This is a genomic window from Sphingobacterium sp. LRF_L2 (genome assembly GCF_965644235.1).
Taxonomy (GTDB): Bacteria; Bacteroidota; Bacteroidia; order Sphingobacteriales; family Sphingobacteriaceae; genus Sphingobacterium.
This window is the reverse complement of record NZ_CBFFRI010000005.1, coordinates 381,196-406,329: the sequence shown is the minus strand read 5'-3', so window position 1 is coordinate 406,329 and position 25,134 is coordinate 381,196. Positions and strand designations below refer to the sequence as shown.

General features: G+C 40.4%; 15 protein-coding genes. 4 read left to right on the top strand and 11 right to left on the bottom strand.

Features of this window, described 5'->3' with window-relative positions; all coding sequences use genetic code 11:
- Nucleotides 1-67 precede the first annotated feature (67 nt).
- The 5 genes from ACSZOX_RS12905 to ACSZOX_RS12885 form a co-directional block, all read right to left on the bottom strand.
- Nucleotides 68-346: a hypothetical protein gene (locus ACSZOX_RS12905; protein WP_437920412.1), complete on the bottom strand. Its 279-nt coding sequence runs from the start codon at nt 344-346 to the stop codon at nt 68-70.
- A 2-nt stretch (nt 347-348) separates the two neighbouring features.
- Nucleotides 349-615, bottom strand: coding sequence for a hypothetical protein (locus ACSZOX_RS12900; protein WP_437920410.1), 267 nt, complete (start codon nt 613-615; stop codon nt 349-351).
- A gap of 272 nt (nt 616-887) precedes the next feature.
- Nucleotides 888-1,352, bottom strand: coding sequence for a hypothetical protein (locus tag ACSZOX_RS12895; protein ID WP_437920409.1), 465 nt, complete (start codon nt 1,350-1,352; stop codon nt 888-890).
- A 1-nt stretch (nt 1,353) separates the two neighbouring features.
- Complete coding sequence (locus tag ACSZOX_RS12890) at nt 1,354-4,839, bottom strand: DUF6443 domain-containing protein (RefSeq protein WP_437920408.1); 3,486 nt, start codon at nt 4,837-4,839, stop codon at nt 1,354-1,356.
- Between the two features lie 33 nt (nt 4,840-4,872).
- Nucleotides 4,873-8,601 carry an RHS repeat domain-containing protein gene (locus ACSZOX_RS12885; protein WP_437920407.1) on the bottom strand — a complete coding sequence of 1,243 codons (3,729 nt, stop codon included), beginning with the start codon at nt 8,599-8,601 and terminating at the stop codon, nt 4,873-4,875.
- Nucleotides 8,602-9,123: 522 nt separating this feature from the next.
- Here ACSZOX_RS12885 and ACSZOX_RS12880 point away from each other — a divergent pair.
- A complete protein-coding gene (locus ACSZOX_RS12880) occupies nt 9,124-9,297 on the top strand; it encodes a hypothetical protein (RefSeq protein ID WP_437920405.1) in 174 nt (57 codons plus the stop codon).
- A gap of 115 nt (nt 9,298-9,412) precedes the next feature.
- Here ACSZOX_RS12880 and ACSZOX_RS12875 read toward each other — a convergent pair whose 3' ends face one another.
- The 6 genes from ACSZOX_RS12875 to ACSZOX_RS12850 form a co-directional block, all read right to left on the bottom strand.
- Entirely contained in the window at nt 9,413-10,330 is a 918-nt protein-coding gene (locus ACSZOX_RS12875; RefSeq protein WP_437920404.1) for an Rpn family recombination-promoting nuclease/putative transposase, read from the bottom strand.
- Nucleotides 10,331-10,517: 187 nt separating this feature from the next.
- Nucleotides 10,518-11,540, bottom strand: a complete 1,023-nt coding sequence (locus ACSZOX_RS12870) for an endonuclease/exonuclease/phosphatase family protein (RefSeq protein ID WP_437920403.1) — start codon at nt 11,538-11,540, stop codon at nt 10,518-10,520.
- A gap of 4 nt (nt 11,541-11,544) precedes the next feature.
- A complete protein-coding gene (locus ACSZOX_RS12865) occupies nt 11,545-12,936 on the bottom strand; it encodes a DUF5689 domain-containing protein (RefSeq protein ID WP_437920401.1) in 1,392 nt (463 codons plus the stop codon).
- A gap of 7 nt (nt 12,937-12,943) precedes the next feature.
- The gene (locus ACSZOX_RS12860) at nt 12,944-15,670 is read right to left on the bottom strand and encodes a TonB-dependent receptor (protein ID WP_437920400.1); all 2,727 of its coding nucleotides are present in this window, start codon (nt 15,668-15,670) and stop codon (nt 12,944-12,946) included.
- Between the two features lie 81 nt (nt 15,671-15,751).
- A complete protein-coding gene (locus ACSZOX_RS12855; RefSeq protein ID WP_437920398.1) occupies nt 15,752-17,200 on the bottom strand; it encodes a fimbrillin family protein in 1,449 nt (482 codons plus the stop codon).
- Between the two features lie 48 nt (nt 17,201-17,248).
- On the bottom strand, nt 17,249-18,838 hold the full coding sequence (locus ACSZOX_RS12850; protein WP_437920397.1) for a DNA/RNA non-specific endonuclease: 1,590 nt from the start codon (nt 18,836-18,838) through the stop codon (nt 17,249-17,251).
- 358 nt (nt 18,839-19,196) lie between these two features.
- Between ACSZOX_RS12850 and ACSZOX_RS12845 the strand changes: the two genes are divergently transcribed.
- The 3 genes from ACSZOX_RS12845 to ACSZOX_RS12835 all read left to right on the top strand — a co-directional run bounded on the left by ACSZOX_RS12845 (nt 19,197) and on the right by ACSZOX_RS12835 (nt 25,126).
- Nucleotides 19,197-20,201, top strand: a complete 1,005-nt coding sequence (locus ACSZOX_RS12845) for a clostripain-related cysteine peptidase (protein WP_437920396.1) — start codon at nt 19,197-19,199, stop codon at nt 20,199-20,201.
- A gap of 496 nt (nt 20,202-20,697) precedes the next feature.
- Nucleotides 20,698-21,522 carry a helix-turn-helix domain-containing protein gene (locus ACSZOX_RS12840; protein ID WP_437920395.1) on the top strand — a complete coding sequence of 275 codons (825 nt, stop codon included), beginning with the start codon at nt 20,698-20,700 and terminating at the stop codon, nt 21,520-21,522.
- Between the two features lie 352 nt (nt 21,523-21,874).
- Complete coding sequence (locus ACSZOX_RS12835; protein ID WP_437920394.1) at nt 21,875-25,126, top strand: SusC/RagA family TonB-linked outer membrane protein; 3,252 nt, start codon at nt 21,875-21,877, stop codon at nt 25,124-25,126.
- Nucleotides 25,127-25,134 lie beyond the last annotated feature (8 nt).

The window sequence follows — 25,134 nt, the reverse complement described above, 5'->3', positions numbered from 1 at the left end:
AGAATTCGACATTCCTAAAGCCTGTTCCATAGCACTTCCCATTGCTTTAGAATTTGCAATTCCCCCCTTAGCAGCTTTCGTCTACAAATGTACTTTTCAATTTATTTTTATATTTTATTTCATCATAGAATTTCTCATCAGGAATAGTATCAAACTCCATATTGTCATCATTCACTTCAGAAAACCCAACGTAGTTATCAACGTCAAATTGAATAACATAAAATTTATCTTTATGCCATACATCTAACATTATTGCCCCTGAATCAAAATTTGTATACTCATGCCTTATTGACATTGATTTCAAGAACTCGATTGTAGATTGAAATAACTTTTTAATATTTTCCATGTTTATTTACTAAAGAATAAATTCCCTGTTTTTCTTTCAAAAATGCTAAACATACCATTAGACTGAATTTCAATCCTATATCTCTTCGTTAAAGCAGTAGCACTACCATTGCTGTGATACGTCACATACTTATCATCTAGAATTCCAAACATCCTGTCATTGCCACCAGCATGTCTCAATTCAATATCATCTAATGTTTTATTGATTAAGCTCAAAGCATCTTTTGGATTTGATGGATTAGTTGCTTTTGATAGATTATTTTTGAACATTGAAAGTCTTTCTGTCCTTGAAAGGACCGTCTTAGCGACATCTGCCTCAACTCCTTTACCCTAGTTTCTATAATTTACTAAATCTTTCTCATTTTGATAACAATTCGTCCATTCATTTTCTGAGAATTTAAACTCCGTCTTTGTTATCCTTTTATGAAATAAATTTGAATTTGTTGCTTGCTGAATATGTGGAAAAGTAATAGTCGCAATTGTTACTTTCACATTAGCTACAAGTGCAACAAAAACAAACAGTAATATTTTGACAAGCAACTTCATTGTTTAAAAATTTCTTGAGCATCCGTATTTGCTTTTAATAACGGCAATTCAAGCGGTGATTTTCTTTCATAAATTATAGGGAAACACTTTAGGAAGTCAGTATTGCTGAACTCTTCATACTTCTTAATGCTTCCAATAAGGTAGCCATTTAATTCATAGCTACACAAAGCGTACTCTAAATGTGGGTTACACTGAAAGCACTGATTTACAAAATTTGTAATCAGTGCTAATTCACTATCAAAATTTTCTTTAGTAAAAAGCTGTTCAGGTATGCCAATACTCATTTCATCAAAATCACTTTCTTCATCTTCAAAGCAAGAAACAATAATTTGTTTTCCTTTAAACAGTTCTGACTTATTTTCGCCTTCAGATAAACCAAGTTGATTTAAACAAGCACCCATTTCAGATTTAGAAGTACTTGTTTTCCGGCTTATTAATGATATATCAAAGAATTCTGGCATACTATTTTACTGCTCCTGTTGATAATAAATATTTCACTTGGTCTGCACTCAATTTCCATCCACCTAGAAGATTTCCACTCATATCAGTCATCACATTCAAACCCGTACTTGGATTATAATAATGTAACGCTTGTTGAGTTCCCCTATATGTTCCTTGAATTGGTGTTAATCCTTTCATATGAGTTCTTAGCACTCCTTCAAATTCACCTGCCATCGCTTTGCTCCAATTTCCTGTAACTCCAAAATCTTTGGCGTGACGGCTAAACATATGCTGTAAAGAACGTTGTTCTATATTAAGTACCGCCTTAGCGGCCTTTCCCCCTAATTTGAAAGGTGTCGAGACCCAACCGGCGAAAGGAACCATAGCAGAAACGCTTAATGAAGCATTTAGATAATCTCCACGTCCCGCATACACTAAAGCATTGAAACCATCAGCAAATTCTCCGAAAACAGGAACCATACCGAGAAGGTCCAGTCCCGTCTGTATGCCATTTAAAGCTCTCTCACTGTTAGAGACGGTCTTAAATGAGTATGCCATACCTCCGACATTCACGTTGCCGTTTGTCGAAGAATATCTATTCGAAGCTATATTCTGACCATCCGTATAGCTTTCATTTGCAAGTGATACAGGATTAATTTCAACATGATCCAATTCATATCGAAATCCATTGGCTTCATCTTTAATGTAAGAGGAAAAGTTTTCAAAAGAGTACCCTCCAGACGAAATATACCCAAGAGCTTTCGCAATCTCATCCGGATCGGTAATATTTATATTCCCGGCGGCGTCTACACGATACATACCTGTAGGATCTGCGAACGAAATTGGATCATTACCAACATACGCATACGGAGAATACATAGAATATACTTCCGCCAGCGGATCCATTACGTTCCACCGTCCGATCTCCGCATCGTAGAACCTCGCGCCGTAATCCAGTTGGTCACCAAGTTCCGTCTGAACTTCCTTACCGTTATAAAGATACTTATTATTACCGCCCGTTACAAGAGCCCTTGTCTTACCAAATGGATAATAATCCTGCTGCTGTACGATGTCCACCGTAGTAGCCGAGGCTGTCCCTCGTTTGATAACTGCGCGAACATTACCTAAGTGGTCACCAAGATTGTAGTGGTAACTGTACGTCCCAGCGCTGTTCTGCAGGTAACCTTCCTCCGTCAGGATCATATCAATGGTACTGCTTCCTGTGCCCGTCTTGCTGTATTCGATTCCGTAGACATAATCACGTTGCGTCACCGTTGTACCTACCGTCGCGGTCTTACGCAGTTTTGCTCCCGTAGCATCGTAGAGATACGCTACACTTGTACCCGTTCTATTTGCCGTCTTCGGCAGGTTCAGGTAATTGTAGGCAAAGGTAGTCGCAAGGCGGTCTTTCGTCGCATTGCCATTCACATCATAGGTATACGTATTGGTGTTACCCGATAAGCTTGCCAAACGGTTACTCTTCCCATTATTGTTATACGTGTAGGTAGTCGAGGTTGTAGTTGTGGTATTCCCCGTATTACGGGCAAGCGTCTTGATGTTGCCCATATCGTCATAGGTCAATGCCTCGATCATGACCGTCGTGCCGGAGCTTGTACCGTTCTTTAGGCGGTTTAGCTTATCGTAACTGTAATTGAACGTACTGCTTGTCGTTGCCGCATGCCCCCAAAGCTGCTGGGCGATATTACCGTTAAATTGCGGTGCGGTAAGCTGTGCTCCCGCTGTATTTACATTGTAGTTCAGCAGTTCGGTAAACTGGGGAGCAGAGATATTCGTCACCCAGCCCCGTTCGTTATAGCCGTAACTTACGGTGGTCAGGAAACTCGTTCCGCTGTTCTCACTATGGATACCCTTCGTCTTGAGCTGACCGATCTCGTTGTAGGCCAAACGGCTCTGCAGGACCTCCGTCTGGCTATTGATCTTCTTTTTGGTATCCTTCAACCGACCCACATGGTCGTAGCTATTCGTGGTCAGGATCGTCGTCGTACTACCTGAGCCAGGGATATGCTCACGCTTAGATGTCAATAACTCACCGGCAAAACTATACGTATTCGTCACCCTCTCCGTACCGCTCAAATGGTTCTGAGCAATAGACTGGATCAGTCTTCCTCGCTTATCATAATAGTGCACTGTAAGCAGTGGTGAGGTACCGTCGTCCTGGCTCACCTTCGTTCCCGTCAGAAGCCCCTTGACCATAGCCGTACTGTCCAGTCCTGATGTGGCCGGCAGTACAGTCGAGGTCTTAAAGGCGTAATCATCATAATAGTTCGCCGTATATTCCGCTATCTGGGCAGATGTCGTTGGAAAGCTCACATTGGTATAGGAAGTCGTTCCCACACGACTCTCCCATTGGCCGCTCACCGCATCAGCAAGCGACTGTACCTGTTTGCGCGTAGTCTGTCCACTGGTGCTATTTGTATAAATCCCCGTAGAGACCACACGACCAAAAGCGTCGTATTTGGTGTAGCTCCATTTTCTGCTCACACGCTGCACAGAATCCTGTGTCAGTATGGGCTGATCATTCTTATTGTAAACGATATATTCCCAGCCTTTACCGGGGATCTTCTTCTCTACCAATCGACGCCTGCCGTCGTAACGGTAAGCATAGATCAGCTCGTTAAAGTCGGGTACACTATCTGTCAGCGCTGTTGCCGTGTAGCCTGGTGGCACCACATAGCGCAGATCACCGAAATCGTCATATACATAATACGTGTTCAGGGCTGCGGTATCGCTTTCCCACACTCTATTTAGCACTACCCTCCCCTCAAAATCTGTATATTCATCTACAGTACCGGCCTTACCGTTTACATTTACCCAGTTCTCGTCTTTAAATATTGCTTTGTATAGCTTGTCGGCAGCATAGTATGTTGTACCTCTTGCCCCCGTGGCCGTTATCTGCCATAGACGTACATCGCTCGCTGCGTTCGTTCCATAGTCCAACACCAGGGTATGACCCGTAGTCGAAGCAGTCGTTACAGAAGTTCTTACTGCCGCAGGCTGCCAGGCTGCCCCCGGAGCTCCCTGCTCCAGCACACGGTTCAGCGGACTGTTCTCGACAACAGTTACCATATACGGATAATCCGTTTTCTTCACATGGCTGTCCCAGCCCGTACTCTTGTAATAATTCGACTGACTCGTCTTCGCCGAAGTCTTGTAACTGCCATCATTACTTGTCTGCTCGGCATAGGGAAGGTATTTGATAGATTCCCTCCCGAAGCCGTCATATTCTATATACTGAACGATATCTTTCTTATCGTTGGCACCGCCCTGCCAATGTACCGTCTGCGAGTGACGCCCCAGACCATCGAAATAACGGATGGTACGATTAACCGAATCTACTGGCTTATCGTTCAATAATGTAGCGAGACTATTATAGGGACTGCGCGCAATAATTTCCAAAACGTAGTTCTGATCATTGCCGGAAACCTGCCCGCAACAATAATCCAACATAACAAAAAAAACTCCTAAAACAATTGATAATTTCTTCATGAAGCACAAGGGTTAAACTCATAGATAGACTCATTACTCAGATAATGGGACAACGCCATTTTCTATAGACGCAGCACCTACAGAGGGCATACCCTCGTCTGCACAAGTTCCCGACCAGATTAACTGTCCGCCCGTAATCACATACCAAACATATTTACCTCCCACAACCTCAAACAGTGTATAATAGCCATTGGGAACATATTGATCGGCACTGGGCGATGAATAAAAGTGCTGATCACCTTCCTCGGAAATCAGGAACGATCCAGTTTCGTTATATAACGTTATTCCTTCAAGCGGTTCCTGCCCATCGTCTTCGTATTCCTCTCCGTCGCCTAAAGGGGGGAGCTCACTTCCGCTACCAGATCCAACCGAATAATTACAAGCCTCAGACTGCCCCACCGCATAGCCTGCAAAAAATGAACTCAACTCTATCGGCTGTTCGGATTCATCAACCCCGCATTCCACTTGCTGACCTGAATGATTATAACAGTAGGTTTTTAGAATATAGCCATCAGCGTCTTTCACTACGGAAAGCCTTCCCTTAGCATCGTAACTATAATACGCTGACACCCCACGTCCATCCGTAACACTTGTAACTCCGACCAGAGGTTCGTATGTATAAGAAATAATATTAGCTCCGGGAAAATTGCTTCGTAATAATTTGGAAGTTTCGGTTATAAACTGATCATAAACATTGGACGAATGAAGAAAATCCAGTCTCCACTGCGCCACAGCCCCAACAATCTCAGGATAGGATATACCCTCAACTAAAGCAACCAAATAACGTCCTCCATATCCCCAGATATAAGAACTGGATATTCCATGTGCCGATTTGATTTCCAATGGATTTCCATAAGTGTCATACGATAATATCTCCGACTCCTTTTCATAACGTCCATCAGTATAATATGTAAAGTTTTCTGTCGCGGACTCTTCTTCCAACGGATCCCCTGAGTCCAGCAGAAGATAACGAAGCGGAACAAAATCCAACAAACCGACATTGTTGATCTTACCCTGTTCCCTAAGTGTCCCATTAGAATTATATTCATATCTTTTTGCTGAAAAAAGCTTTTCCTCGCCGCTTCCCATAACCTTTGACTCGCTCCGTTCCAAGGGAAGGGAAACTATATGCTTATTCCTTAATGCAGCAACCTTTACCAGATCATCATCGGTAAGATATATACCGGGTACATCTACTGGAAAATCACCTACATATACTGTTGATTGCCTTATGGTATCTCCTTGCGAACGATAGAACACTTGTTCGATCTTCTGCCGGCTCCCGTTATAGACATAGTGCAGACTGTCAACGACCTGTCGGTCTCCAACAATATCTTTGGTGATAACTTCTTTAAGATATGGATAGTAATTATAACCAAGCGTTGCGATATATCGTGCGGAAATTCCGTAAACAGCTCCGAATATGGGATTGGTATAATTTTTTAATAGCCGCTGGTTTTTGCCGTTATCTTCAAACCGGGCCTGATCATCGTAATACACATAGTCAATGACACGCAACAGGTCATTACCGGAATTATAATATTCTGCTTTCAGAACCTGCCCGCGTTCTAGATCCAATTGGTTTACAGCATCGGCTTTCCAGATGGAGCTCATTTCCTTATGATCATAAACGGCATTCTGAGCAGGTCTATTGTGGTAGCCGTTGTCATAATTTTTAAACCTTTTAACGGTCTTTCCGCCGCCATCATACACCACTGAAACACAGGAATAGGTGAGGATCTCTTTCTGTTTGTAATTTTTGGGATTGATGGGATTGCTCGCATATTGGTAATAAGAAACCGTTCTGTTCTGATTGTTGAACTGGTTCGCACGGTGGGAATTCGTCAGCGGTTGATTAACGTAATCTTCGTAATATAGAGGAACGTAACTTAGGATTCCCGAAGAAAGCGCGCTATCCTGAGGATCTGTATAGCGATAACTAGATCTTTTGACCATAGTACCATCTTTATCAAAGTCCGCAATGCCCTTCACCCGAATACCCGGACCCAGCAAATTTAAAGTATCGATTAAATTTATTGGCCAGCTTTCCGCTACTTTAGCATATTGGTTCCCTTCATAATCTATAACGGTAAAACCCTTTGTAGGATAGGTGATCTTTGTGAGAATATCAGCCTTCGCATAACTTGTATCAATCGCCAGTCCCGCAAAGAAAGCACTCCTAAAAGTAGAGTTCTTCATGTTTGTCCAGAAATAGGTCGCATTTGAAAGCGCATGACTTGGGTCAAGAAATGTCTTTCCATTATTATATCCCCACAGATCGTGGCTAAAAAGCATATAACCGCCAAGCTTCCTTGCATTATAATCAAAGGAATAAATCATCGGATTCGATTCATTCTTACCTTGGATTGATATGTTCCTCAGCTTCAGACGTTCACTCGTACTGGACGAATAGTTAAAAGCGATCTTCTTTACATAGACACTTTTCCCTATTTCCCGAACCGTAATGGCATTCAGTTTATCCGGATAACGGTTGTATAATCCCGAAGCTTTAACAACATCGGGGTATATATTATAGTAGACAGGACTATGTATCCTATCGGCATACCAGCTTGAATAGCCTGTAACCTCAATACCATAGTCTCCATTTATCATTTTGGGTGTGATATGGCTCCAGATCTGGCTACTGGCCGTACTATAATCAAAATCGATCTGATATGTACTAGCCTTGATTTGCGATAGGTAGACTGGGTTATACAGCGTAGATTTAACGTGCGGCAAGGTCGGTATACTGGTCGAAGTACTGCCCGAAGCGGTACTGATGATCGATATATTATCGTGTAGTACGCTCGAATTGACGATATAAGCCTTACCTCTCCTATAAACAAAATCTATCTTTTCGCCTAATGGGGATTGCATAGATGTAAGGTACCATCTTGTTGCTGTAATCTTACCAACCGAAGAATTGTTGAAGAGCTGACCTTCCCTTGAAAACTCAATAGATTCTGCCGTGCCACCAAAAGTATACGCAATACCTTTACTATCCGTAATCTTTAGACTGTAAGGACTCTGATAGAGGCCAATGTTTGCGCTATATACCTGACCGTAAAGCCCTGCTCCAACAGGATGGCTGGCGTCCTGACTTTCTACAGGGACAGCGACCGCCATGCTATTTATATACGAAACCTCTATCTTGAGTGCTTCTCCCTGTTCACTGATAAATTCGTAACCTCCTTCTTCGTTCTGGTAAAATATTCCCGATAGGCCGGCAAAATTATAATAGTATTCGTCGTAAACCCCAACTCCTTGGTACATTTGGGTAAACTCGCTTATGTACGACTCCATCTTTGAGGTACTTGACCAGTCTATTTCATCGGTAAGCCTGGCACTCTCTACAGGATTCCCTGTAGGGCTTGAATTTGCTATGACCTTCGAATGAAGCGCAATGTATCCGCCCGCGTTGATTTCCCACCCTAGACCTATTGAAGAAGGCGTTTGATCAGTCTTTATACCTCCCCCGGAAACATAATTTGCTGAAATATCCGTCCGGAGACCATGAAAATCAACACTGTGGAGCGCAATGGACGCAGACAGTCGACCAGTATATTCATCTACACCAACAACACGGCTGTTCAGATACTCTGGAAAACTACCCATACTTGGGGAAACTACAAGGAGTTCTTTTTTGAAAGAGGTGAGGTCTCCACTGGAGAGTTCAGCATTATACTGAGCATAGAGAGGAACAAAAAAGCATAAAATAAAAATAACAACAACTGTTATAATAGATAGTTTGATTTTTTCCATAGAAATATAATATACTAAACCTTTACACAAGCAAAAAAAACACCTAACAACTATTTTTTTTTTAAAAAGAAGAGACATATCAACCGATATTCCACACATAATTCAAATCAACACTACAATATAGCAATATTTAAAACAAAAAGATATTGTTTTTAATAAAAAATCAAACTATAACAATAAAAAAAATTATTAACCTATATTTTTTTTAATAAAAAACCATTAAACACACCTTAAAACATAAAAAAACAACATTTCATGTAAAAAAAAGGACAATCAACCTTTTTAAACAGACACTTTTCTATAAACAGCGAAGAATACTCTACTTCAACAAATAAATCAAAGTCGGAAAATTTCAATACATTCAAAGAGGAGTCATATACAAATAATAGAAGATATTTTAAAGATGAAAAAACCTCATTTATACGTAAACCTATCAGCACAGGTAACAAACGTGAGCGTGAATATATAGCGTACATTATACACCATACTGCATATTTCGACACCAACAGATCTATCTCCCAGATGTCTGCAGATTTTGTCAAGGAACACGACCTTCATCTTGAATCTGGAAGATTATATGAACTATTAAAAAAACATGTATCAAATGGGGTACTGGTTCGCGAACAGTCTACACGGGTGACCAACGATGAGATCATCTCCTCGCAAAAGATCTTTCTATTTCGAAAAAAGAAATAACAACAAAAACGAGCTCCAAAACCGAAAAATTTATCCTTGTTCGGATAATAAAAAATAGCCACCTGAAATATACAGATGGCTATTCTTTATTATATTTAGCAAATGCTTAAGCTTGTTATTTTAACTTCTCGATATCTTCAATTGATAGTCCCAACATATCGGCAACTACTTCAACTGCAAATCCACTGGCCAGCATCTTTAATGCAGCCGATTTTTTCTCTGCTTCAGCTTTAGCACGTTCTTCAAAACGTCCCTGTTCTAGACCTTGCTCGAAACCTTCTTCGAGTCGCTTCTTCTGCTCTTGTTCCTGATATTGCCGCGCAGCCTCCTGATCCCACTTCCGCTTTAAACTTACGTCATACATCGTACGTTCCTCCTTGTTTAATTTACAATACTCTGCTATCTCAAATAGTTTTTCAAATATCGACTTCCGCAAAAAAATTGGCAGCTTATCTAGCTTTGATAAATCACGTAAAACATAAAGCCAACGATCCAGATCGCTTTCCAATTCATGTTCTGCTTTTGTAAAGTTACGCAACTGCACGTAAATAAATCCCAAATCTTCATAAAAAACTTCACCTGTCTCCCTATTACACAGACAGATATCGTGCATAACAGCCTGTGACTCCTCCGCATCTGGTAACACAAAGCCATCCATCAGCACAATGACGTATACTTCTGTCACTTCGTAATTCCAGGCCTTTCGATTCCCTTTTGGTGCCTGATCGGCTATAATTTTGCTACCGTAATACAACATACGACGTTTCAGGTTCACCTGAGCCGTACGCTGGACCTCAATGACGAATTTTGCGCCATCAGCAGTGGTGCACATCAGATCAAAAATAACTGTACCGATCTCGACCCCATCCCCAACATGTTCATTCCGCACATAAACCAGATCAACGATATTCTTTCTACCGCGAAAGAACCCGTTTAATAGGGCTATTAATAAATCTTTGTTTGTCTCCGATCCAAAAATCAATTTGAACCCATAATCCGTGACAGGATCAATGTAAATAGGTGTTGTTAGCATGGCTTATTATAAATGGTTAAGCAACAAATATAATAAAACAACATAATAAAAACTAATAATTTTAGCATTAAAATTTGTGTAAGCAAATGTTTCACATAGCACAACGATCTTCCGCATAAAATTACATAGAAAAGGGGCTACCCAACCTTTTTGGACAGCCCCTTTTCTATAAACAGCAAAGAATATTCTACTTCACCAAATAAATCAAAGTTGGAAAATGGTCAGAGAAACCATTGATAAAAACACCAGAAAGGAACGTTCGCAACGGGTATCCTTTGTTACGTCCTTCTTGCTGAATTAAAAAATCACGGTTAAAAACTTCGGAACGCAGGTAACGAAGTCCTTGGTTTGGATTGTCGAGTAGCGGTTTCGAAATGATAATCTGATCAAAGAGATTCCACTGTCCTTGATAAGAAAGAGACCCTATTCCCTTATCGTAAAATTTCCACATCGTATTAAATAGTCCCTGCTCAGGTACCTCAGCTATATTTTTTTTTGCCTGCAAGACCTCTTTCACACTATTGTTCGTAGGATCATCGTTTAAATCGCCCATGATAATAATTTTCGCTTGCGGCTGCTCCGCATACAAAGAATCACAGATTCCTTTGGTGATTGAAGCAGCATGTTCGCGCAGCGTAGACGATTTTGCGCCGTAGCGCGATGGCCAGTGGTTCACAATGATGTGCAGTGTATCTCCAGCCAACGTTCCAGAAACCAACAGTTGATCCCTTGTACGAAAGCTGGTATCTGTAGGATGCACATAGCGGTAAGCACGCTCGTTAAAGGGCTTAAACAATTCTTTTTTATAAAGAAGAGCAACATCTACACCACGACGATCAGGTGAATCATAGTGTACAATACCCAAGTCGAGGGCACGCAACTGCGGGTTCGCGACAAGATCCTCCAATACTTTTCTATTTTCTAACTCGCAAACTCCTAGTACAGCGGGACCAGAGGATGATGTCGGGGAACCGATAGCGCGAATTGCGCGCGCCATCTGTCCTACCTTTTGTTCGTATTTTCCTAAGGTCCATGCATTGGCTCCATTAGGCGTAAACTCTTCATCGTTTATCGCTGGATCATCCTCGGTATCGAAGAGGTTCTCCAGGTTATAAAAAGCTATGGGATAAATTCTCTTGCCTTCTTGCGCCTGTAATGTACTTGACAAAAAGGAAAAGAATAAGACCCATAACATAAATTTCAACTTCATATGCTTAATCTTTTGTGACTACAATAGCATCAGATGAACCGCTTGAAGAACCATCTGAAGCTTTCTTGATAATGATGTTATCCATACGCATACCGTAAACGTTGTCCGCACCCGCAATAGAGAACTCTAAAGTGGATGTAGCTGCCGTAGCAATATCAGAAATCGTAATGGTATAATATTGGTTTCTATCCGCTGCCGTCCCAATAGTAACTAAGGTACTCGGTATAGTATAGGATACTCCATTCATTTTGACCTTCATAGCGTTGAGATTGGCGGACGCACCAATTTCATATACACTTGACATCAATTGGAAGCTCAATGTCAATCCAGTTGCATTATTGGTAGCGATACCTGCAATTTTTAAGGTAATATCCTTCGACGCCGGGAACCAAAGCGATGCGTTGATACCTGATCCTGTACGGATATCTGCAGAGCCACTTTCTTCGGTATAAGTAACTGGCGATTTCATATCAAAATCTGTAAACTCGGCAATTTTTGGACGATTGCCAGAAGCGTAGGTACCGTCACCAAAAGTTTCCTGAAAAATAATTTCATTATCCGGATCAGTTGGTGTTGTCGTGTCATCGGCTGCTGATCCATCGAAATTTTTCACATCATTTTCATCACGCAAGAACAACTGCCAAGAACCGTTGTAACGGCCAAGCAAACCTACTAAGGTTCCTTTTCCTGTTGGCAAGATGTTATTCGCAAAGCTTGAATACGAACTTGAACGTACATCTAATGTATTACCACTCAAATCCTTCACAGATTCATTTGTGGTTGCGTCGTTCGATGTGAAATTGTTTTTGCCTTCGTTCACAAAACGGACATCGTTTATGACAACTAATTTATTCACCATCGATGCATCCAAATTTGCCAAATCAATTTCTAACGGCTCAAGTGATGCCTCTTTCGGCCATCCATTAAGAGACACGTGCTCGTTGAAGATTTCCCAAGCGATACGGTTTGCATTGGTTCCGGCATAGCCAATCTGCAATTCTCCACCATACATCACCATAGAGAGTCCTTTTAAGTTGATGTAGATTTCTTGACCAGCTCGGTATGTTGTATACATACTATTTTGATCGACACCAATATTAATTGCTGCTGTCTCGTCTTGGATATACAACTGTTTGTAGATGTTTCCAGAGATATCGTTTCCAGAAACGACGGCACGAATGATATAATCTTCGGTAATCGCTGTTGCCGTAGAAATAGAAGCATATTCGGCCTTGAGTGCCGCTATCGTTTTATTAGCAGAAGCGCCCTCATAAACAGGCTCTGCAAGAGGCGGAGCCTCATAAACACGCTCGCAAGATGCCTGAAATAAAATCAACCCGATACAGCATACCGCAACAAAAATTCGGAACGGTAATGTTTTATATATATTTTTCATTTTCTACCTATTTAAATTTATAATTCACATTAATAAAGCAGTTTGTGCCCTGCATGTAGTAATATTTGGAAAGGAACTTGTTTGGATAGGAAAGATCCAGACGCCCTTGTTCGTACCCCCCTGTACGGATATTTGTGTCGTTCAACAGGTTGTTGACTGCAATATTCACATTGATAGAGTTTCGATTTTTCAAATAAATAATCTTTCCGATCGACAGATCCACGGTGTAGTAATTATCGTATTTCTCTTGTGTAGTCAACGATTTGTAGGCGTCGAACAATTCGATATCAGCTGGATTCACCGTGATGTAATTAGAAGCCAAACGACGCAACGGCGCTTGATCAATATAATAATCACCTGAGTAATTGATGTTTGCTCCTAAGAACCAGTAATCGTAAAAATAACGAACGCCAAACGTTCCTACAGTTTGAGGCATCCCTCCTACATAAGAATTCTTGAGGTAAACGGTCTCCATCTCGTTATTGATTTGCCCATTTTCCGAATTTAGAATCCCCATCGGATTATTTTTGTAATAGTATTCTGCTTTTGTTGCAGCCAAATCCAGTGTCCAGTTATTGTCTATTTTATAGGATAAACCTAACTCTACACCGCGATTTACTTGACTGATATCGCGCAATGCATGATTCACGAATGTACGCTGTGAGTCGTGGTAGTAACTAAAACGATCAATTAAATCGTTGAAATTAGTCTGAAAGACCGACAAGCGACCATTAAGACGTGGCATAGAAAAGATGTAGCTAAGATCGGTAGAAAAGATTTTGCTACTTTCTAGATCGTCCGTCGTGCGGTCGTTGATACGAGGAGAGATATAAGCGTCGTTCACCAAAGGTGCTTTCGTCATGTAATTGATATTTCCGGTGAACATGTGTCGACCATTGATCTTATAGGTTAACCCACCTTTGACTCCGTAATCTAAAAATTCATGACTTTGTCCTTTCCCATATGAATTATTCGGGTTACGCCCGTTTTTCATGTAGCCTACACGATCAAACTGGGTATAGGATAACTGCGTCCCGTAATAGAAATCCACCTTATCGTAACTGTATTCGTTTTGAATCCAGGCATTGGCCGAACGGATGTTGATATTAAAACGGTAACCGAAAATATCGCCTTTATAGGCTTTTGCATTGGGATTTAAAAGATCGTTTTGGCTGACTTGATTGTTACCTGCAAAATCTCTTTCTGAAAATTTATCAATATCCAATACATAAGATGCTCCAAGAAGATCGTCTACGGTTTTGTATTGCTGTGATTGCGTTCCCTTTGCCGCTATACCAGCTGTCAGCTTAGCGTGTTCATTGATTGTTTTGTTCAATGTACTGTTGAAACCACTTTCCAGCAGATCGCTATGTCTTTTTTCCAACATATAGATGGCCGCACCATCGTTCAATTTCTCTTCCAATTTATTGGCTAGATACATGTTATCCCAATTGATCTGGGTGAACGATGTTTTATTTGAGGTCCAAAGGTTTGTGTAGTAATCTTTGGTGGTTTGTTCCGTTTGATAAGACGGCAGATAGCGGTAATAATCTGGACGTGGGTCAGGTCCATCGTACCAGTTCAATGCGGTGTTCGCATACTTTCCATAATGCAGGGAGACACCTGTAGTCAAGCGTGTATTCGCGTCTATCTTCCAGATATGCGATAAAATTGCGGTAGGGTCATAAGCGGTCACCACCCGTGAATTACGCACTTCGCCATTTTGGTATCCCCAGTTGGGGTTATACAGGTTATTATCCAATAGGTCATACACTTCTTGGAAAGAAGCGGACTGTTGGCCACGGCGCACCGGTGAACCGAAAGTAACGAACGATAAGCTGTGTTGGCCTTGCTTAAATTGTTTTTCGACGGAAAAAGCATATGAAAAGTTTTCGTAGAAGGTTCCTTCAACATTTCCTTTATCAGCATATCTTCCTCCGATCAAGGCAGTAAAAGCCCAACCGTTGTCCTGTAAACCCGTGGAGTAGCTTAACATACCCCTACTGTAATAATTTCTATTGGTATAAGTCCCGGTAGCTTTGAAACCTTTGGCATATGTACTTGCCCGCATGTTGATATTTTCGGTACCACCGATAGAACCAAACGCAAAGGTAGAAGCTGTCATGTAATTATCATCGTCACCATTTCTTGTGAGATCGTTGATCGCTCCAATGGAAGCAAAATTGAATACCCCACGTAGCTGGTCATTGAAATGTACACCATTGATGTATTTCTGCTCGTAGATGTTCTGATACCCGCGTACACGGAAGCGGAAAGGGGATAATTGAAAAGCGACCTTATTTAGATAGACATCATTAGAAAGGATCACCTTGGCAGATATATTTTGACCTGCTGATTCGTTATCGTCGTCCAACATATCGTCGGCCGCCATCATCAGCGGTTGTGGATTTTCAATATCGATATTGGGTTGTACCGCGATTTCGCCCAATGCCAGAACGCCGGACGCCGGTACAAAAATAGCGAGTCGCTTTAATTGGATATTTTCTCCGGATATACTGACGGTTTCTTCACCGCTTGTTATTTCCGCTGTAGAAAAATTCCCACGCTCATCCGTGAATACGGTAATATGACTGCGCTCGAAGTAGACCTTCGCTTGTGCATAGGGGTCTCGCGTCCCTTGAATTCGTACAGTTCCATTTACGGCAACCGTTTGAGCCAGAACTGGCACTGCGGCGAGTAAAAAGAATAAATAGAGTATGTATTTTTTATACATTGACGTGTTTGATTACGAAAAAGAACAAGGAGTGCCTGAAAAGTAATATGCCTTCGAGACACTCCTTGTATGAATTAAATTTTATTTTGTACCGGAAAGAACGATGTCATCTAGACGGACACCTACTGTATTTGTTGCTGTTGTTGTAGAAAATACAAGAGTTGACGATGCAGGAACAGAGGTCGCTGCTGAAAGGTCTAATTCAATCTCATAAAAGATGTTTGCATCATTATTATCTCTTGATAAAACCTTTGATGTAGGAGTAAACTCCTGTCCATTCAATACAATTTTCAAATTACTTACATCGAATGTTGTTCCCGTATTAAATACATTGGCTGCAATTTGAAATTTCAAGCTTAATTGACTAGCTCCTGCTGTGTTAATACCCGCAATAGACAATTCTGCATCCTTATTCGCAGGCAACCAAACATGATTTGTACTTGTAGAAGTTTTACGAATATCAGCTGCACCGAACTGATCAGTATATGTTACCGAACTATTAGACCAACCTGTATACGCAGCTATTTTAGGATTACTAGAAAATGTAAGTGTTCCGAAGTCTTCTTCATAAATCGTTACCGTTTCGCCTGTAGGATCAGTAGGCTCTGTTGTACCGCCATCCTCGTCTTTGATAATAGTATACGAACCGGAAGGCACATCTGTCCAGTTGACAATTGTCGAAGAAACAACCGCCGCTGTTTGCCCGGAAGCATCGTTACTCAACTGAATCGAATACTGGTATTTTTTACCCGCTTCGAAAGTTGCTGTCGAAGGCATTTCCCACGTATAAGTAGCGCCACTCAATTGGAATACAACTTTTGCTCCGCTGATTGCGGTAGCAGGCAACACGATAGCTTCTGCTACTGTTGTACTCGTGCCTGCAGTCATTTTCGCATTGAAAGCTGTTTTGTTTGCTACATTCGATAGAGAACCACTTGCCAATGCAAAATCTGCAGTCGTGTTCAATCCATCAAACTGTACCGCTAGTCCGCTTAAACTAGAAACGCCCGAACCTGCCGCAACTGTTAGCTCAACTTTACTCAACACATGGCTGAATTCTAATTGTGCATTTGTATTGCTCTTGCTCAAGCCTGTCGCGTTTGCAGAGTACAACAAATCAATCTTATTTTGAGTCGACTGATCAGCAAGGTTAACAGATAGACTGTTGTTGCTTACTGTTGCCTGATATGGATAGTATGCAATGAAGTCTACAGTCGATCCATCTGTAGGGTAGAGAATCTCTTCGGAGGTAGAAGCTGCTGTGAAATTTCCACTCGTGTTTGGTGTAACATACTGTTTGTTACTAGCCAATACATTGGAAAGACCTGTACCTGTCTTCATGAAAACACCGATCGCATCGTTACTTTCCCAAGCATTGTTGGATGCTTTAGTCGTCACTTGGTTTGCAATTTTCGACGAAAACGTAACCGCTGATGTCATTTCGCTCTCTGGAAGAGGGGCCTTCTGACAAGAAGATGCTAACGCGATAGCCGATACCGCTGTTGCCAATAAAAGTTTGTTAACTTTCATAATTTCTAATTAGATGATGATTTGAACAATGTATATTGATTTCTTTTTTTATTTCCAGATCGTTGTATTGATTTGTCCTTTTTGCGTTGCCGTCAAATCGGGAAAAAACGTAAAGCCCGTCGCACTTTCTAATTCGGATACTGTTAACTGATAACTTGTATAGCTCGCTCCACTTCCTGGATTTGCATTATCCATCTTATAAGCTATGGTATAGTAATCCGTCCCTTTTTTCATAGCTAGGGCTTTGAAATAGTATTTTGGCAATGCGACATCGTTGCTGTTATTATCTTTCGTGTAAGAAACGGTAGTGCTTGTCGCCGAAGTTGGCATAGCACCAGTCACTACGTACATCGTGTCACACTGCGCTGTCCAAGTACGGATCTTGCTTTCCAAACTTGCCCATATTCCCTGATTCAACTGCGAGTTCTGCGCAGTCATATTGGAGAAATAAAATGTGGTATAGTTTGCCGCCTTGCTGGAAGTACGGTCTGCACTTGGTATTTGATGCCCACGATCGTAACCTGAGGCAGGAAAACCCGAGAACAAAGCTGGCTGATAGGCGCTGCTGATATCTGGATCATACTGCCATTCGTCTGTACGGCCAGAAGAACCGATATAATCGCTATGTAAAGGATAGGCTACCCAGTAGGCCATTTTTAATGCATTATCGTAGAGCATAGCATAGTTCCTTTTAGTATCGCTCCCTGGAAGATATTTGAAAACAAATTGCATATCACTCGACAGATTTTCCATTTTCGGGATTTCCAAATACGGCTGTGTAGTTGACGGACCTCCTGTCGCAGTACCGTTATCAATTTTGATATCAAGCGTATAACGATTGCCTTTTTCCAAAGCGGAGAAGGTAGGAATCGTCCAGCTATAAGATTCACCTGTGCTGCTTTGAAACTGAATAGTTTTCCCGGTCAATTCCTCTCCCGGCAGTAAGGTAAACTCCACAAGAGCTTGGGCATTTGTCAATGCGGTCAATTTACCTTTGATATTGGTCTCTTCACTTGTAGAGTTTGACAAGGTTCCTGCTGCCAGATCAAATTCGGCTTGCGTATGCGCGCTGGAAAGTACCGGCGTTAAACCGCTAACTTGAAGAGCCTCTGAGTTACTCAGCGTTAGACTGATCGCTAACCGAGAAAGTTGTCTTTCAAAAACCAGTGGTACAGCGGATGTGCTTTTCGTGATATTTTTCGCATTCGCAGCATACATTAAATCTAAAGCGGCCTGATCATCTTGATCGCTTAAATTCACTGCGTAAGTGAAATTGGTATTTTCCTGATAAGGATAGTAAGCTAAAAAATCGACAGCTTCCTCTTGTAGGTAAACAGGACTACTGCTCTGAAAAACGGATCCATTGATGGTAAATGTGGTATTTGCGACGTTGTTGACAATGTTAGACGAACTTAATTGTTTTCCGCTTTGCAACATGTATACACCAATTTGATCGCCTGCATCCCAAGATGTACCTGTAGCTTTTGTTGTGATCTGTCCAGTAATAGTCGGTGTAAAATAAACTGCCTCTTCTTGTTCTTTCAGAAAATTGTTTTGTTTACACCCCGAATAAACAATCAGTAGGATTGTGCTCAAAAATACAGCTTTCTTCACCCCGAAACCTTTGCGTTCGCTCATTTCTCTGTGTTATGGATATATGTTAATAATTCTATACTGCAAAACTAATTTTGCTGTGTTAAGTTAATATTAACACAAAATTAAGAATAACCTATTGGAAATCGAACCAAATTTTAAGCAAAAAAACAGCTTTTTCAGTTAAACCGCAGAAACACGCTCTGCCACAAAAGTTTGAATTCAATTTTATTTTACTATTCTTATATTTGCATGGATAAAATTCAGAAATCAAGGTATTCAGATGCATTTTTTTGACAAAAAACAGACATTTTTCTTATTAACCTGCATGCTTTTGCTCTCAGGATGCAAAAAAGACGATGAAAACCCTTTAATTAAAGCGAAACGAGCCGTTTTAATTTATATGGGTGCCAACAATAATCTGGTGTCCGATGCATACGATAACATCAACAAATTGGAAGAAGGAATGCAAGAATTACAAGGAGTTGATGCTGATATTATCGTATACGCGCGATTAGCAGGAACAACTCCTAAAATATACCAAATTAAAGAGGATCATACCACAGGTATCGCAAGCACCGTACTAAAAACATATAATGAGCACAATTCTGCCGACCCCGAGGTGATGCAAGAAGTCTTAAACGATATGCAAACTTATGCTGGTAATCAATCTAAAGGATTAATTCTATGGTCGCATGCTACAAACTGGTTACCGGAAACGACGATCAAACTGATGTCTTTCAATGACGATAGCGGTGAGAAAACAGATTTGAGAGACCTCATCGATATTATTCCTTCGGGTTTGGATTTTCTAATGTTCGATGCTTGCTCCATGGCAAGCGTGGAAGTGTTATATCCTCTCCGCAACAAGGCGCAGTATAGCATAGCTTCACCGACGGAAGTATTGGCGACAAGCATGCCCTACCAGCTGATTTTAAATGATCTTGCAAATACAGATCTAGAAACTGGATTAAAAAACACTGCCGAAAAATACTATCAATATTATGCAGCACAAAGTGGAGACTACCAATCCGCCTCAATCAGTGTCATGAATAATAGCTACTGGACAGACTTTGTTTCTCAAACGAATACGTTGATTACAAGTAATCCTATCTTAACAATAGACAGGGAGGCGTTACAACGTCTTGATTTTGACCCGTCCTCACTTTCAGCAGGGTTTGATTTTCTTGACTTCATCCAGCAACAATATGGAGAACAAATAGCGTTAAAGGAAAGCTTTAATAAATTGGTGGTTTATACTGCACATACCGATAATTTTTTAGGAACGCCGATACGTACATTCTCTGGTTTATCATGCTATGTGCCCACTTCGGCAAACAGTTGGGTACATGATTATTATAAAACATTGAGTTGGACACAAGATAGCAGCTTTTCTCTATTCCTTTAAGAATTTCGTAAAGTATATATACAACTATATAACACTTTTGAGAAGCAAGGAAAGCAGCTTCTCTTTTTCTGGTTTTTGAGACTTAAAGTATAGAAACGAGCGAAAACAGTTAAACGATAGTTTTTAAAACTACATTTCACTAGCTATAAGCTTTAGTCGATTTTAACGTAAAGCAAATTTACCACCTGCCTTAACCGACTTTTCCAAAAAACAAACACTATTTATCAACAAGTATTAACACGTTAAATTATAGGAGTTACTTTTTTTGGCATACTTTCAGCCTTACATTTATTAGTTATAAAGAAACGTATTGTAGTGCACGTGGATAAGATAAAACTGACACGAAAACAACGAATTTTGATATGAAAACAATTCCTGCGGTATTGTAGTTTTAGCACAATTTTATATCTATAAAGATCCGTCTCCAAATAGACATCGTATATGAACTTGAGGCTATAGCTTCGATTATTAAGAATGAAAAGAGGCGTAGGAATTCATGAAAAAAAACCTGGAAAAGATAAACATTTTTACCTTAACAGCGCTGTTCAGTCAAACGAATGCTTCCCTAGGAGAAATAAAAGATCTCTTCTTGGTAATCCGGACGTTAGGCCCTCTAGCTCTTTCTATTGGTCAAATACATTACCATATTCCAGCCAATAAGCTTGTATTTATCAGCCCCGGAAATCTGATTGCTCCACTAACTCGTATGGAAACTAAAGGATATGGTGTTACATTTTCAGCAAGTTTTTTCGATCGTTCAGATAAAGATTCTGAAATTCTCTATTCACGACTATTTTTTGATTACGAAAAACAAGTGCAGATTACAGACAGTATTAGCTCGGAAGAAGAAGCAAAAGATATTTTGAAAAATCGTGTCCCGGCTTTTGCGAGAAAGAGCAAGATTCTCTATCATGCGCTATTGCGTAAACATATCGAATCTATATTACTGGAAGGACTATTTAGTTTACCTGAACAAAGTTACGAGACAACAGCAGGCGGCTATTCAGATAGGAGTTTAGGAAATGCTTTTTTGGTTCTTGTAAATAAATACTGTAAAGAACAAACCAAGGTTTCGTACTATGCAGACTTACTGAATGTCACCCCTAGAAAGCTATCTACAGCCTGTCAACAAATTTTTGGACAGACTGCGAAACAGATCATTTCAGAAACACTTGTTAAAAAAGCGATAAACTATTTCCAACATAGCAATTTGTCAATTTCTCAAATTGCCTTTGAGATGGGCTTTTCCGACGAGAGCAACTTCCGCCGTTTTATAAAGACACATACTGGAAAGACTGCATTATCATTTAGGTACAAATAGTGGATATTAATCATTTTTGACACGGAAAATGTATGTTTTAACACGAAAGATTCCACAAAAGAAAAATAACTTTGTGCAATCTCTCTCCCAGGGAGATAATTTTCATAAGCATGATGGCCGAGCGTAAGTTTGGCCATTTTTTTATGTGCTAAAACGATACGATCGTAATTAAATTGCTTTAAACACCTAATATGAAGTGGAAGGTACATTTTCGTTGAGTCAATTTTATTATACAACAATTTCTTAACAGAGTCATGTTTTTAACTTCTTTTGGGGTTAATACTTGGTTAATATAATTTCTTTTGCTTTGCATCAATCTAAACACAGATTTTTTATTAATCGCTCAAGTGAAATGAATGAATCAAAATCCCGATTAGCAAAGCCTACTATAAATTTAGCTTTTGCTCTAGGCCTATCCATGGTACTCTCCGTACCTGGAGCTTGGTCTAAACCGTTGTTATATCATACGGATATGTTAACGAACCAAACTGTGCAATCCACTGTAAAAGGTAAAATCATATCAGAAGATGGTGAAGCTCTTGCAGGTGTCACCATTACGAATTTACGTAGTCAGCAAGCCACTGCTACAGATTTTAACGGTAGCTTCAATATAGAAGCTCAGCAAGGTGATTCCATAGAAGTAAAGGTAATGGGTTATCAAATAGCTGTCCAGATGGTTACCGGAAATAGCCTAAACATTACCCTTAAAAAGGAAGAATCCGCTATAGAAGAGGTTGTCGTCACAGCAATCGGTATCAAACAACAAAAAAGGAAAATTGGTTACGCTACGCAAGAAGTTAAGACAGATGTATTGCAACAATCCAAAACGATGAATATCGGGAATGCATTAACTGGACAAGTGGCAGGTTTAAATGTGAATAACCCAACTGGTATATTTCAGGCACCGACTTTTAATCTTCGTGGAAAAACACCGCTGATCGTAGTGGACGGTATTCCTGTAGAAACTGATTTCTTTGATATCCCAAGTCAAAATATAGAAAACATCAACGTGCTTAAAGGAACATCGGCATCTGCTCTTTATGGATCTAGAGGAAGAGATGGTGCTATCTTAATCACAACAAGAAATGCAAAAAGTGAAAAACTAGAGCTAACCGTGGGGACAACCAACATGTTTTCGGCAGGCTTCACGGTCTTTCCTGAATCACAGATGGAATATGGCAGTGGTTCAAATGGGCAATATGAGTTCTGGGATGGTGCTGATGGGGGTATTTCAGATGGTGACATGGCTTGGGGACCGAAGCTAAATACCGGGGATAAAGTTCCACAATGGAATAGCCCAATACGGGATAAAGAAACTGGAGAAGTTATTCCATGGTGGGGCGATGTAAGCGGGACCATTTATGATGACAAATCACGTTACGAACGTGTACCAACGGATTGGGTCGCGCACGATAACCTTCGGGATTTTTTACAAACGGGTCTAATCACAGAAAATAATGTTACACTTTCCTATAAAACGGATAAACTAAGCTTGTTTACGTCAGGAAAATATGCATTTCAGAAAGGTCAAGTACCGAATACAAAAGTAACAACTGGTGGAGCAAACATAAACGCTTCTTATCGTTTTTTACCAACGGTACAATTTGATTTGAATCTTTCGTATAATAAAGTTCAATCTCCGAATTACCCTCGCTATGGCTATGGCCCGAAAAACCATATGTATACGATACTCTTGTGGATGGGGAATGATGTGGACGGAAAAGATCTTGCAAACCATTTGTATGTACCTGGACAAGAAGGTTACAGACAAGCGAACTATAACTATGCCTGGTACAACAACCCCTACTTCGCTGCTTATGAATTGACACAACTTTATGATCAGGACGTATTGCATGGGCAAAGTAAATTAAGTTGGCAGATCTCACCTAAGTTTACTGTGCAAGGCCGTGTATCCGCACGCCAAAAGTCAAAATTTGAAGATATGAAGGTTCCAAAATCTTATATGAATTATGGAGATTCGCGGAATGGAGACTACAAGACCTGGGATAATAAACAAATCAATTTTGATGCGGATGTGTTGGCAACATATACAGAGAAATTCTCAGACAACTTTGGTCTGACATTGAATGCTGGGGGATCTACCTTTAAGCGTGATATACAAAATGCTTATATGTCAACAGATGGCCTTGTTGTTCCTTATATCTACAATATGAACAATAGCCAAGGTCCATTAATATATTATGTGGAAGGTGACACAAAGTCTCAAAACTATTTGACCGAGAAAGTTGTTCGAAGTGCATACGGGTCTTTAAACTTTGATGTTTTCAAATCTACTTATATCAATTTCTCTGCACGTAATGACTGGTCTTCAACACTACCTGTGCAAAATGCTTCTTATTTCTATCCATCTGTTTCGGTAAGTTCCATTCTATCGGATTACTTTAAACTAGGAAATGGAGTAGATTACTGGAAGATATATGGTTCCTGGGCTTCGGTGTCTAACGATTTGGATCCGTATAGTATTTCTTCTGTTTACAAAAAGTCATTGACTTACAGTTCAACACCTTCTGTAACATATCCTTCAGAACTTATTAATAACAATATTCTCCCAGAGCAATCTATATCGTACGAAATAGGAACCTCTCTCGGTCTTCTAAAAAATAAGTTGACGCTAGATTTAACGTATTACAACGTATTAGATAAAAATCAAATCATAGACTTGGATGTTTCGCAATCTTCGGGATTCAGCTCCAGGAAGGTAAATGGCCCTAAAACACGAACACAGGGCTTTGAGGTGATGCTAAATGCCAACCTGATCCAACACCGTAATTTTAGTTGGAACACTGCAGCAAACTGGAGCCGTTCGGTAGAACGTATTTTAGCCATATACGATGGCGTAAACACCTGGTCCGATCGAAAAGTTGGAGATCGTGCAGACGCCTATTATGCCACCGTATGGCAAAAATCAGCAGATGGTCAGCTAATCCTTAACGAGAATACAGGAATGCCCACACAGGATCAATACTTATCAAATATAGGGTATTTCAATCCGGATTGGCAATTTGGTTTCTTGAATACATTCAAATACAAAGACTTTACAATTAACTTGGATATCGACGGTTCTGTAGGTGGTATCATGCGTTCGCAGACTATAGAAAAAATGTGGTGGGGCGGTAAACACCCATCTTCTACTTTATATCGAGACCAAGAATATGAAACAGGACAAAATGCTTATAAACCTACGGGTGTCGTCGTAACTGGTGGTGAACTTGTACGCGATACGAACGGAAATGTCACTTCAGATACTCGGACTTATAGTCCTTATACGGGAACCGTCAATTGGCAATCTTGGAGCCAAAACTATCCTTATCGTGCGCGTGTCACCGAGGAGGAGAGTGAGCTATTCGCGAACGTGTATGACCGTTCTTTTGTTAAATTAAGACGTTTAGCCGTTTCTTACGATTTGAATAAGATTATTCGATCGAAAAAACTGAATGCGCTTGACGCTTCTGTCTTTGGATACAACCTCATGGTCTTAAAAAACATTCCTTATGTGGATCCTGACTTTGGTATCGGAAATGATGATAATCTGCAAGATCCATCGACACGTTACATTGGCGTATCGCTTAATTTTAAATTTTAAAGGGTATT

Bases quoted from the DNA above. Each gene is read 5' to 3' on its own strand.
- ACSZOX_RS12905 (WP_437920412.1), bottom strand. From the start codon at position 346: ATGGAAAATATTAAAAAGTTATTTCAATCTACAATCGAGTTCTTGAAA.
- ACSZOX_RS12855 (WP_437920398.1), bottom strand. From the start codon at position 17,200: ATGAAAGTTAACAAACTTTTATTGGCAACAGCGGTATCGGCTATCGCG.
- ACSZOX_RS12875 (WP_437920404.1), bottom strand. From the start codon at position 10,330: ATGCTAACAACACCTATTTACATTGATCCTGTCACGGATTATGGGTTC.
- ACSZOX_RS12885 (WP_437920407.1), bottom strand. From the start codon at position 8,601: ATGGAAAAAATCAAACTATCTATTATAACAGTTGTTGTTATTTTTATT.
- ACSZOX_RS12890 (WP_437920408.1), bottom strand. From the start codon at position 4,839: ATGAAGAAATTATCAATTGTTTTAGGAGTTTTTTTTGTTATGTTGGAT.
- ACSZOX_RS12900 (WP_437920410.1), bottom strand. From the start codon at position 615: ATGTTCAAAAATAATCTATCAAAAGCAACTAATCCATCAAATCCAAAA.
- ACSZOX_RS12865 (WP_437920401.1), bottom strand. From the start codon at position 12,936: ATGAAAAATATATATAAAACATTACCGTTCCGAATTTTTGTTGCGGTA.
- ACSZOX_RS12835 (WP_437920394.1), top strand. From the start codon at position 21,875: ATGAATGAATCAAAATCCCGATTAGCAAAGCCTACTATAAATTTAGCT.
- ACSZOX_RS12840 (WP_437920395.1), top strand. From the start codon at position 20,698: ATGAAAAAAAACCTGGAAAAGATAAACATTTTTACCTTAACAGCGCTG.
- ACSZOX_RS12860 (WP_437920400.1), bottom strand. From the start codon at position 15,670: ATGTATAAAAAATACATACTCTATTTATTCTTTTTACTCGCCGCAGTG.
- ACSZOX_RS12870 (WP_437920403.1), bottom strand. From the start codon at position 11,540: ATGAAGTTGAAATTTATGTTATGGGTCTTATTCTTTTCCTTTTTGTCA.
- ACSZOX_RS12880 (WP_437920405.1), top strand. From the start codon at position 9,124: ATGTCTGCAGATTTTGTCAAGGAACACGACCTTCATCTTGAATCTGGA.
- ACSZOX_RS12895 (WP_437920409.1), bottom strand. From the start codon at position 1,352: ATGCCAGAATTCTTTGATATATCATTAATAAGCCGGAAAACAAGTACT.
- ACSZOX_RS12845 (WP_437920396.1), top strand. From the start codon at position 19,197: ATGGGTGCCAACAATAATCTGGTGTCCGATGCATACGATAACATCAAC.
- ACSZOX_RS12850 (WP_437920397.1), bottom strand. From the start codon at position 18,838: ATGAGCGAACGCAAAGGTTTCGGGGTGAAGAAAGCTGTATTTTTGAGC.